6 protein-coding genes are annotated in these 11,971 nt (G+C 65.6%); 4 read left to right on the forward strand and 2 right to left on the reverse strand.

The features are described from left to right. Positions 1-5: 5 nt before the first annotated feature. Positions 6-1,445, forward strand: coding sequence for a metalloprotease TldD (gene tldD / locus ACR9ZJ_RS05805; RefSeq protein ID WP_481287150.1), 1,440 nt, complete (start codon positions 6-8; stop codon positions 1,443-1,445). A 381-nt stretch (positions 1,446-1,826) separates the two neighbouring features. Then, positions 1,827-8,711, forward strand: a complete 6,885-nt coding sequence (locus ACR9ZJ_RS05810) for a beta-1,3-glucanase family protein (RefSeq protein ID WP_481287151.1) — start codon at positions 1,827-1,829, stop codon at positions 8,709-8,711. 312 nt (positions 8,712-9,023) lie between these two features. Here ACR9ZJ_RS05810 and yjgA read toward each other — a convergent pair whose 3' ends face one another. After that, complete coding sequence (gene yjgA / locus ACR9ZJ_RS05815) at positions 9,024-9,566, reverse strand: ribosome biogenesis factor YjgA (protein WP_481279625.1); 543 nt, start codon at positions 9,564-9,566, stop codon at positions 9,024-9,026. Beyond that, positions 9,563-9,808 (reverse strand): DUF1653 domain-containing protein, encoded by a 246-nt coding sequence (locus ACR9ZJ_RS05820; protein ID WP_481287152.1) that lies wholly within the window; start codon positions 9,806-9,808, stop codon positions 9,563-9,565. Before ACR9ZJ_RS05820 ends, yjgA begins: the two co-directional genes overlap by 4 nt. 120 nt (positions 9,809-9,928) lie before the next feature. Here ACR9ZJ_RS05820 and pmbA point away from each other — a divergent pair, with 120 nt between their 5' ends. Together pmbA and ACR9ZJ_RS05830 are read left to right on the forward strand one after the other, a co-directional pair. Continuing rightward, positions 9,929-11,278, forward strand: a complete 1,350-nt coding sequence (gene pmbA, locus ACR9ZJ_RS05825) for a metalloprotease PmbA (protein WP_481279627.1) — start codon at positions 9,929-9,931, stop codon at positions 11,276-11,278. 97 nt (positions 11,279-11,375) lie between these two features. Then, positions 11,376-11,780 (forward strand): DUF4870 domain-containing protein, encoded by a 405-nt coding sequence (locus ACR9ZJ_RS05830; protein ID WP_481279628.1) that lies wholly within the window; start codon positions 11,376-11,378, stop codon positions 11,778-11,780. Positions 11,781-11,971: the final 191 nt, after the last annotated feature.

Here is an 11,971-nt window from a genome sequence, read left to right on the forward strand (position 1 = left end):
CCTTGATGGATTCCCTGATTTCCCTCGCCGAACGTCGCCTGCTCACGCCCGGCGGCCTTGCCTCCAACGACCTGGACCGGGTGTTTTCCCAGCTGATGGGTCCGTCGATCGATGCCGCGGACCTGTATTTCCAGCACTCGCGCAGCGAGTCCTGGGTGCTGGAGGAAGGCATCGTGAAGGACGGCAGCCATTCGATCGAGCAGGGCGTCGGTGTACGGGCGATCTCCGGCGAGAAGACCGGCTTCTCGTACTCGGATGAAATCGTCCTGCCGCAGCTGCTGGAGGCGTCGCGTGCCGCGCGTGCCATCGCCCAGGGTGGTGCGGGGGCGGGCAAGCCGCTGGCGATCGCCACCGGGCGTGGGCTGTATCCCGCGATCGATCCGGTCGAGAGCCTGCCCAACGAGGAGAAGATCGCGCTCCTGCGTGAAGTGGACGCCTACGCGCGTTCGCGGGACCCGCGGGTGAAGCAGGTGGTGGTGAGCCTGGCGGCGACGATGGACACGATCCTCGTCGCCGGTTCCGACGGTACGCTGGCCGCCGACGTGCGTCCCCTGGTACGCCTGAACGTGCAGGTGATCGCCGAGCAGGGCGGCCGTCGCGAGCAGGGACACGCCGGTGGAGGTGGTCGATACGGTTATCGGGAACTGATCGAGAACGGCCGCGCGCATGCGTTCGCCGCCGAAGCCGTGCGCCAGGCGCTGGTCAACCTCGAGGCCGTGGACGCTCCGGCGGGCAGCATGACTGTCGTGCTCGGTCCCGGCTGGCCGGGCATCCTCCTGCACGAGGCCATCGGGCACGGACTCGAAGGCGATTTCAATCGCAAGGGCAGCTCCGCCTTCGCGGGCCGCATCGGCCAGCGCGTGGCGGCCGAGGGCGTCACCGTGGTCGACGACGGCACGCTGCCGGGCCGGCGCGGCTCGCTCAGCATCGACGACGAAGGCACGCCCACCGAATGCACCACGCTGATCGAGAACGGCATCCTCAAGGGTTACATGCAGGACAAGCTCAATGCGCGCCTCATGGGCGTGAAGTCCACGGGTAATGGCCGCCGCGAGTCGTTCGCGCAATTGCCGATGCCGCGCATGACCAACACGTACATGCTCGCCGGCGACCGTGAGCCGGAGGAGATCATCCGCTCGGTGAAGCGCGGCATCTACGCGGTGAATTTCGGTGGCGGGCAGGTGGATATCACCAACGGCAAGTTCGTCTTCTCCGCGAGCGAGGCGTACCTCATCGAGGACGGCAAGGTCACGCGTCCGGTCAAGGGCGCCACGCTGGTCGGTTCGGGCCCGGACGTGCTCACGCGCGTGTCGATGATCGGCAACGACCTGGCGCTCGACGAAGGCGTGGGCGTGTGCGGCAAGGACGGCCAGAGCGTACCGGTCGGCGTCGGTCAGCCGACCCTGCGTGTCGACGGCATGACCGTCGGTGGCACCGCCGCCTGACCGAAGGCCGTCTTGTCCAAACCTATCCACTTGCGATAAACCGGACGCGTGTCACGGAACGCGAGCGTATGGTCGACCTTCGCGGGTCGTTACCCCTATTTGGTATTGTGACTGTCATTACGCAGGCGGATGATCCGCGCAGACAGCGTATGGATGGCTAAACCCGGTAGAGCAGCAGGGGCTCGCACAGACCGGCATCAGGGTTGACAGTCCACTCACCGCGGAACGACACAGGCAGCCGGCGATTCGTTCGCCGGCTGATGGCGTCGTGCGCGCCGAGCATCGCGCTGTTCCCACGTGGCACAAACAGGGGACCCCGCTCCAATGAAACGACAACCCACATCACCCGGCAGCATGCAAAGGCGGGCGAGGCTCTCAGCCTTGCTCGCCTTCGTGTTCGTCGGCGTGACCGCGACGGCACAGGCCGTCACGCTCGCGCCGTCGGATCGGCAGGACATCAACCTCGGCGCACGGCCCTGGAAGTACACCAAACAGGCCATCGTCAATCCGAACGACCCGGTGGTGTATGCGCCGGTGCCCAACGGCGACGACGGGGCCAATCCGACCTTCAATGACAGTAGCTGGCTGACCGTCGGCATCCCGCACGCGGCCAACGATTTCACCACCTTCATCAACCAGGAGTCCGGCGGCGGCCAGGGCAGCCTGGATGGCGAGACCAGCTGGTATCGCGTCAAGCTGACCGACTCGGCGAAGTTCGCCGGCAAGAAGGTGATGGTCGAATTCGAGGGTGCGCACACGGGCGACCGTGTCTACCTCAACGGCCAGTTCATCCATGGCACCGGCGTGCTCAACCAGGCCGGCCAGCCGAATGAAAACGCCACCCACGTCATCGGCTTCCTGCCGCATATCGTGGACCTGACGCCGCTGATGAAGTTCGACGGCACCGACGTGCTGGCGGTCAAGGTGAGCCGCAGCGGCGGCGGTTTCTTCGAGGACCCGGGATTCTCCGGCTCGTTCCGCTTCGGCCAGGCCGAGGCCGGCTTGTTCCGCCCGGTAAAACTGCACGTGACGAACTTCGTGCATATTCCGGAGAACGTGTATGCGGGGCAGAACACTTGGGGTACGTACGTCGGCACGCAGAGCATCGCCGCCGACCACAGCACCGCCACCGTTCGCGTGCAGACCAACGTCGTGAACGAGACGAAGGACCCGAAATCGGTCATCCTGACCACGCAGATCGTCGATGCCCAGGGCAACGTCGTCGTGTCGGACCAGCAGCAGAAGACGCTGGCGCCGAACTTCGTTCCCAGCGACCAGACGCCGGTCTTCGACGAGACGCTGACGGTCCCGCATCCCACGCTCTGGTATCCGAACAACAGCCTGGACGGCAAGCCGTACCTCTACAAGGTGCTGCACACCGTCAGCATCGACGGCGTCGTGGTGGATGCGAAGCAGAGCACGCTCGGTATCCGCACCATCACATGGGATAAAGATTTTCCCTACGTCAATGGCAAGAAGCAGTACATGTGGGGCGGCTCGGGCCGCTACGACTATCCTGCACTGGGTTCCTCGGTGCCCGAGGAGCAGCAGTGGCGCGACCTGCAGCAGCTTGCCGCCGGTGGTGGCAACCTCTGGCGTCCGGGCCACTCGCCGTCGAGCCCCGAGTTCGTCGAGGCCGCCGATGCGCTGGGTGTGTTCATCGTGCAGCCCAGCGGCGATGGCGAGAACGGTTTCGCCAATCCCTGTGCCGCCGGTGACAAGGCCTGCAACGACATGTGGACGATCAAGCGCGAGGTCCATCGCGACATCGTGATCCGCGATCGCAGCCACCCGTCGATCCTGGCCTGGGAACACGACAACGGCGCGATGTTCACGCCGTTCGCGGTGGAACTGCGTGCGCTCGCGCGCTCGTGGGACAACATCGCCCCTCGTGCCGCCGCCGACCGCACGCCCGATGCCGCCAATGGCGACATCCTCAGCTGCTCGAAGGCGGGATGCGAGACTTACCTGCACTCCACGGAATTCCCGAACAAGCCGGCATGGGGCGCGGAATACTGGGGGCCGGGTACGTTGCGCCACTCGTACGACCACGAACTGGCCTTCGCCTTGAACTACCTCGTGCCGTACTCGCAGGCGCGCAAGGTGGGCACCTTCGGCATGGCGCAGTGGTACATGTCCGATACCCCGGGCGAAGTCATCGAGATGGTGGAAGGTCTCGAGGACGATACCCACTGGGTTTACCAGCGTGACGCGAACGGCAACATCGCGAACCATCCGGATGGAAATCCGATCAAGGCTTTCCGTCACAACGTCCGCGGCAACAACGCGTCGATGACCGACGCGAACCGTTTCCCGCGCATGCTGTACTACATCTACGAATCGGTCTGGGTTCCCTACGAACTCCGTCCGGTCGTCAAGCTGGCGCACCACTGGAACCGCGCGGGCGACATCCAGGTCAACGCGTTCAGCAACTGCCCGAAGGTCCGCCTGCTGATCAACGGCGTGCCCCAGGGACTCGACCAGACGCCCAACACCTGGGACACGATCGACGATGCGTCCTATAACGCCGAGAACGGTGCGGTGGACGAACTGACCGGCAAGATCGTCGGCTCCGACAAGGCGCAGATGACCACGAAGCTGCCCGGCCAGGTCCACTGGAACGTGACATGGCAGAAGGGCAGCGCGACGGCCCAGTGCCTCGACGCGCTGGGTAACGTACGTACCGACGACAGCGGCAATCCGGTGGCCGATACGGTGATGACCGCGGGCACGGCCGACCATATCGAACTCGATGTGGTGCCGGCGGTGGTCAGGCCCGACGGCACCCGCTTCCAGGTCACCGCGAACGGGTCGGACGCCGCCTTCATCGTCGCCAAGGTGGTCGACGCGAACGGTGTCGTCGTCCCGGACGCGTCGCAGAAGGTGACGTTCGACGTGGTGTCGGGTGCGGACATCGTCACCTACCAGGGTGGCACGCAGCAGTACGTCGACTACAGCGCCGGTCTCCAGCCGGGAGAGCAGCCGGCCAACCCGGGCGTTTACGTTCCGGAGCCGCTGCACGGCTATCACTCGCCGGGCTCGCATGAGCTGCAATTCGAAGGCGGCCTGCAGAAGATCGCGCTGCGCTCCAAGTTCGCGGCCGGCCAGGTCACGGTGACCGCCTCGGCACCGGGTCTGCTGACGGGCTCCGCGACGTTCAACATCGTCGACGTGCCCGCCGCGCCCACCGTCTCCGGTCCGCCGGCCATCATCGCGCAACCGATCGGCCAGGAAGTGACCGTCGGCGACGTCGGCCGCTTCTCCGTGACGGCCTCGGGCGCTCCGCCGCTGACCTTCACCTGGAAGAAGAATGGCGTCGAGATCCCGGGTGCGACGGGTGCCAGCTACACCACCCCTGCGACGACGCTGGCGGACGACGGTTCCACGTATTCCGTCGTCGTCCACGGCCAGGGACCGGACCAGGCATCGGCGCCGGCCACGTTGAAGGTATTCCCGTTCAGCCAGGTCGTGATCTCGGCCCAGCCGCAGCCGCAAAACGTGGACGAGGGACAGAGCGCCCACTTCCAGGTCGCGGCATCGGGATCGCCGACGCTGACCTACCAGTGGATGAAGAACAACGCGCCCATTCCGGGTGCGACGAACCCGAGCTATGACACGCCGACGCTGAGCGTGGCCGACAACAACGTGGGTTACTCCGTGGTCGTCAGCAATTTCGGCAGTTCCGCCCCGTCGATCACCGCTCCGCTCACCGTGAACGCGGCGCGCCCGCCGGTGATCACCGGAACGATGGCCGACGTTCGTGCGAATCCCGGGCAGCCGGCCATCTTCGATGCATCCACGCTGGTGGCCGGTACCTCGCCGTTCCACTACAAGTGGTCGCACGACGGTACGCCGGTGGGCGACGACCTGCCGACGCTGACGATTCCGTCGGTGCAGCCGGGTGATATCGGCACGTACACCGTCTCGGTGAGCAACATCACCGGCACGGCGGCGACCACGTCCGCCAAGCTCACCCTGGCCCCGCCCGGTGCGAACCTGGCGCGCGAAAAGGCGACGCTCGCCTCGGAAGTGGAAAACCCGCAGGGCACCGCGGCATGGCAGGCCGTCGATGGCGACGAGACCACGCGCTGGGGTTCGAAGATCGGCGACGACAAGGCGTTCATCACGGTCGACCTCGGTGCATCGCGCACGTTCAACCGCGTGGTGCTGAAGTGGGAGAACGCGCATGCCACCTCGTACGAGATCCAGTATTCAGATGACCCGAACACCGGTTTCGATACGCATGTCGCGTACCACACCGACACGAGCATCGGCGGCACCGAGGATGTGACGTTCGACAAGCCCGTCACGGGACGCTATGTCCGCATGCAGGGCATAGCGCGCGCCACGGACTACGGCTACTCGCTGTATGAGTTCGAGGTGTACAACTCACCCACCTGCTGCAACCTGACCGACCGTTACACGACGACGACCGGTTCCAACCTCGTGACCGACACCCTGAGTGGCCTGCAGTGGGACCGCATCCAGCGCGGCTTCTCCGACCAGGGCGCGCAGTTCACGCAATCCGTGGCGATCTCGACCTGCACGGCGGCGAGCATGCGCTTGCCGACCGTCGCCGAAGCGCTGGCCATCGCCGGCCAGAACTACTCGACGGCGGCGTTCCCCGGTGCCTGGACCACCTGGACGGAAGGCAAGGACCCGAACGATTCGACGTTCGCCTTCCAGGTGAACTCGACCGGCGACGTCCACCGCGAAGTGGCGGAAAACAATCCTGGCCACGTGTTGTGCGTGAAGGGAGCCAAGGCGGTCGCCCCGGTGATCACCGGGCAGCCGTCGTCCCAGAAAGCGGGCGTGGGCCGCTCGGCGCACTTCGCGGTGACAGCGACGGGCGTGGGTCCGCTGACGTACGACTGGTACACCGTGACCAAGGACGCCAACGACCAGGATGTCCTGTCCCTGCTGTCGAGCACGGCCGACGGTACGTACGCGACGCGGGCCCTCACGGCCGCGCAGAACGGTAGCGTGCTGCGCGTGAACGTGGTCAGCGCCCAGGGGATCACGACGGCGAGCGACGATGTGACGCTGACCGTCGACAACTCCACCGACGGCTTCGACCCGCCGACGTGGGCTGGCCCGGCTCCGCAGCAACCGCAACAGCCGGGTGATGGCGGCGGTAGCAACCCGCCGAGCCCGGGTACGCCGGGTGACGGCAAGGGCGGCGTGAACATCGCCCTCGGCGCCATCGCTTCGTCGCACGTCGATCCCGAGCGTGGCGACCTGGATGCGTCCAAGGCGGTCGATGGCGACTTCACCACCCGCTGGAGTTCGGCACCGGGCATCGACCCGACCGACCTGGTGCTGAACCTCGGTGCGCCGAAGACCTTCGACCACGTGATCCTGCGCTGGGAGAACGCCTATTCGAGCTCGTACACGCTCGATACGTCCAACGACGGGCAGACCTGGACGCCCGTGTTCAAGGACCCGATCGTCGGCAAGGGTGGCGTCGATACGCAGACGTTCGCGGCGGTGACCGCCCAGTACGTGCGCATCAACAGCACGGCGCGCGCCACCGGCTACGGCAACTCGCTGTTCGAGTTCGAGGTCTACCAGGCCGCCACCGCGTCGCAGCCACAACAACCGGTGGGCGACCAGCCGCAGCAGACCCAGCCGCAGCAGCCCGACGTGGGCGTTCCCGCCACGGGCAATCTCGCCCTGAAGAAGACGGTGCTCGCTTCCGACAGCGAGAACGCGGTGGCCTTCAAGCCCGAGAACGTCAACGACGGCGATGCGGGGACACGTTGGTCTTCGGGTTTCACCGACGACCAATGGATCCAGGTCGATCTCGGTTCGGTGCAGGTGATCGGAAAGGTGGTGCTGTCGTGGGAGAACGCGCATGCGCTCGCCTATCGCATCGACACCTCGATCGACGGCAAGACCTGGACGCCGGCATACGACAACGAGAACAGCCAGGGTGGTGTGGAAACCGTCACCTTCCCGGCCAGGTCGGCACAGTACGTGCGCATGACAGGCCTCAAGCGTTCCAGCCCCTATGGGTACTCGCTGTGGGAAATGGGCGTCTATGCCGCCGATGGCGGCGGCGACACCGGCACGCCGCCGGAGAACCCGCAGGCCAACGATCCGTCGCAGGGCTTCAACTACGAGACGTACCCGGGCTTCATCGGTACGCAGCTGCGCAACACGACGAACGGCAGGTATCGCGACGACCAGATCTACGTCGCCGTGATCGGCCGCGATCCGGCTTCGCAGGTGTTCTCGTGGGTCAAGCCGGACGGCACGTTGACCGCCGCCGCGGTGGAAGACAACGATGGTCCGGGGCATCTGACCAAGAATGGCCAGAATTATCCGAACTACTTCTTCACCCTGGCGCAGGCCAAGCTGCTCAAGTTGCCGAAGATGGACTCCGGGCGGATCTTCGTGTCGATCGGCGAGCCGATGTACATCAAGATCCTGAGGGCGGCCGACGGTTCGATCGGTTTCGCGGGACCGAACCCGCTCAACGGGACCGACCCGAACATCGGCGTGTACTACGACTGGTATGAGTTCACCTGGAACGACAACGCCATCTTCATCAACACGACGCAGGTCGATCAGTTCTCGATCCCGTTGTCGCTCGATGTGTATGGTGGGGACAAGACGAGGCACGAGTCGTCGGGCATCACGCAGACGCGCGCGCAGATCTTCGCCCAGTACAACCAGGAGGTGCCCGCGGAGTTCCAGCTGAGCGACGCCGACCCGATCCGCATCCTCGCGCCGGGCAAGGCGGCGTTCGACGCCGGGCAACCGCAGGGACATTACTTCGACGACTACATCGACCGGTCGTGGACGTACTATCAGGACCACGTGTTGCAGATGACCATCGGCAACAAGCAGTTCGAAGGCACCGTGATCGACGGCGTATTGACCTTCACGCATACCAATTGGGCGGACACGCACGAACAGGACGAGCCGGAAGGCATGCTGTTCAAGGTGGCCAAGCCCAACACGCAGGACGTACTCGAAGGCAAGGGCGCACTGGCCCGGTCGAGCGATCCCTGGGGCGTGGAAGGCCAGCTCGAAGCGCAGATCTGCGCCGCGTTCAACCGTCACGTGATGGAAGACACGACGTTGTGGAAGGATGCCGGCTCGTTCTACCAGCAGTCGCCGGCGAACTACTATTCGCGCTTCTGGCACCTGCACGGCGTGAACGGCAAGGCGTACGGCTTTGCGTACGACGATGTCTCCGACCAGAGCTCGACGCTGATCGAGACCCAGCCGGAGCATCTCGAACTCGGGATCGGCTTCTAAGCGATAGCCGGCGAGAACCGGCAGAAAGAAAGGGCGGTGGAGAAATCCACCGCCCTTTTTCATGGCCCTTCATGCCTCGATGGAGCCAGCGGTTCGGCGAGAGCCTTCATACCCTGGTGGGAGCCGACCTCGTCGGCGATCCCGCGGCAGCGGGCCAGGTTACGGCAGCCTGGTGGGAGCCGACCTTGTCGGCGATCCCGCGGCAGCGGGCCAGGTTACGGCAAGCACCCATCGCCGACAGGGTCGGCTCCCACCAGGTCTTTCCACCAGGTCCTTCCAACGGGGTTCTCCCAGCGGGCACCCATCGCGGGCTCATTCCCCGGGTGAAGCGGCTTCCAGCTCTTTCAATATCCGGTACAACTCGCGAAACGCATGCAGCGGCTTGTTCGCCTCGCGCTCGGCCTTGGCCTGGCGAACCAGCGAGCGCAGGTGCTGGCGGTCGAGATCCGGGTACTGGTCGAACAATTCGCCGAGGGCGACGTCGCCGCCTTCCATCAATCGTTCGCGCCGTGCTTCCAGGCGATGCATGTGCGCGGCTTCCTGCCGCTGGCGGTCGCGATCCTCGCCCAATGCGGCACGCGCATCGGTGAAGGCCTCATCGCCGTGCCGGCGCATCTGCTTGGCGAGGAAGGCCAACTGCCGCTTGCGTGCGATATGCGCGGTGATCTTCCGCGTCCTGCCGATCTCCTCGACGATGTCGTCCGGCAAGTTCAGCTTTGGAATGCGGCTTGGCGGCAACTCCATGAGCTGACCGGCCAGCTTCAGGATATCGAGGGCATTGCGGCGCTTCTCGCTGCGGCTCGGGCCGAAGTCCTCCTCGTCCCCATCGCGCGGACGGTCGTCGACAGGCTTCATGACTGGGCATCCGTGATGGGTTTGAAATCCGCTTCGCGCTCGAACGTGAAACGGGGGAAGGTCTTGCCGTCGCGCTCCACCGTCTCGGCGAACATCGCGGCGGGACGCACCCACAGGCGGCGCTGGTCGTAGAGGTCCTGGTAGAGAACCATTTCCTCCATCGACTCACTGTGCAGGGCGGTACCCAGCACCCGGTAGGGCATGCCCTTGAAGTGACGGTAGTAGCCGACACGGACGCTCATACGGTATTTCCATGGCACCATGCGCGGTGCGTTGCTTTTGATCGGGTGACGCGACCCCATCTGTATCGGGTCGGCCGCGTGCGGCCTGCCATTCTAACCGCCAGCCCCCGGGATGCCCACGTGAGCCAAGTTGCCACCCTCGACACCAGCCACCAGGACCTCGATCGCCTTGCCAGCCTGGCCGAGGACACGATCCGCCGTGCCCGCGCCGCGGGGGCGACCCAGGCCGAGGTTTCCGCCAGTGTCGACGTGGGCCTGAACGTGAACGTGCGCCTGGGCGAAGTGGAGACGGTGGAACACACGCGTGACCGGGGCTTCGCCCTGACCGTGTACTTCGGCCGGCGCAAGGGCTCGGCCAGCACCGCCGACCTCAACCCTGACTCGATCCAGGCCACCATCGACCAGGCCTGCGCCATCGCCAGGTTCACCGAGGAAGACCCTGCCTCGGGCCTTGCGGACGCCGATCGCATGGCCACGTCGTTCCCCGACCTCGACCTCTGGCATCCGTGGGACATCGACGTGGACGGGGCGATCGCCCTGGGCCAGGAGATCGAGGAGGCCGGCCGGGCCGTCGCCGGCATCACGAATTCCGATGGTTCCAGCGTGAATGCGGGACAAAGTCTCTCGGTATATGCCAATTCCCACGGCTTCCTCGGCCGCGAGCGCGGCACGCGGCATTCGCTCTCGGTAGCCTTGATCGCCGGCGATGACGACGGCATGCAGCGCGATTACTGGTACGACAGCGTGCGCCACGCGGGCGATTTCATGGACGCCGCCGCGATCGGCCGCAAGGCCGCCGAACGCACGCTGTCGCGTCTTGGTTCACGGCGCATCGGTACCCGTCAGGCGCCGGTACTGTTCGCGCCGGAAGTGGCGCGCTCGCTGCTCGGCCATCTGCTGGGCGCCGTGAGCGGCGGCTCCTTGTACCGCCGCTCCAGCTTCCTGGTGGACCACGCGGGCAAGCAGATCCTGCCCTCGTGGTTCCGCATCGACGAAAAGCCCTTGATTCCCCGTGGCCTGGGCTCGTCGGTGTTCGACGCCGAGGGCGTGGCCACCCTCGACGCACCCCTGGTGGTCGACGGCGTGCTGCAGCGCTACATCCTCGGCAGCTACTCCGCGCGCAAGCTGGGCCTGACGTCCACCGGCAACGCGGGCGGCGTGCACAACCTCTTCGTGAAAACGGGTGACGACGACTTCGCCGGCATGCTGCGCAAGCTGGGCACCGGCCTGCTGGTGACCGAGGTGATGGGGCAGGGCGTGTCGATCGTCACCGGCGACTATTCGCGCGGCGCCTCGGGCTTCTGGGTCGAGAACGGCCAGATCGCCTACCCGGTGGAGGAGATCACCATCGCCGCCAACCTGCGCGACATGTACGCGAACCTGGTGGCGGTGGGCGCGGACGTCGATCGCCGGTCGCATATCCTCACCGGCTCCTGGCTGGTCGATAAGATGACGATCGCCGGGGAGTGATCCCCGGGACGTGCAGGCCGCCCTGTGCCGCAAGTCGCCTTGACAGGTGGCCGGGCGAATCGGACAGTGGGCGCGACATCGCCCACGGAGTTCCGCCATGAGTACGCCGTCCGATCAGGTCCCGCCGTCACCCCCGCCGTCCCCGCCGCCTTACGAGCCCACTGGTTCCGCGGCACCCAATACCGACGACAAGAACATCGCGATGCTCACCCATCTCTCGGGGATCATCTTCAGCATCATCGTGCCGCTCATCGTCTGGCTGGTCCATAAGGATCGTGCCGAAAAGAGCTACCTCGTGACCGAGGCCAAGGAAGCGCTGAACTTCCAGATCACCGTGCTGATCGGTTACGTGATCTGCTGGGTGCTCGCCTTCGTCGTCATCGGCGCGTTCCTGACGCCGCTGCTGTGGTTGTTCAACCTGGTGTTCTGCATCATCGCGGCGATACGGGTGAGCCAGACCGGCACCTATCGGTATCCGTTCGCATTGCGCCTGATCGCCTGATTGGGGTGCCTTGACGGAAAGCCCGCTTCGGCGGGCTTTCTTTTGGTTCTTCACGCCTTTCCGGTGATGTTTCGCCGTCAGGCTCGGCTTCGCCATCGTATTGGTTTTGGCCGCGAGGCAGGGAAGCCGCCGGGCGTCACCCTGGGAGCGATTCCGCAGGGAGGCGTAGGCCGGACGAGGACTTAGCGACC

The sequence above is a fragment of the Luteibacter sp. KNZ12-1A genome (assembly GCF_056755675.1).

What these genes read in the sequence shown, in the direction of transcription:
- yjgA (WP_481279625.1), bottom strand. Translation starts at nt 9,566, where the DNA reads ATGAAGCCTGTCGACGACCGTCCGCGCGATGGGGACGAGGAGGACTTC.
- ACR9ZJ_RS05820 (WP_481287152.1), bottom strand. Translation starts at nt 9,808, where the DNA reads ATGAGCGTCCGTGTCGGCTACTACCGTCACTTCAAGGGCATGCCCTAC.
- tldD (WP_481287150.1), top strand. Translation starts at nt 6, where the DNA reads ATGGATTCCCTGATTTCCCTCGCCGAACGTCGCCTGCTCACGCCCGGC.
- ACR9ZJ_RS05830 (WP_481279628.1), top strand. Translation starts at nt 11,376, where the DNA reads ATGAGTACGCCGTCCGATCAGGTCCCGCCGTCACCCCCGCCGTCCCCG.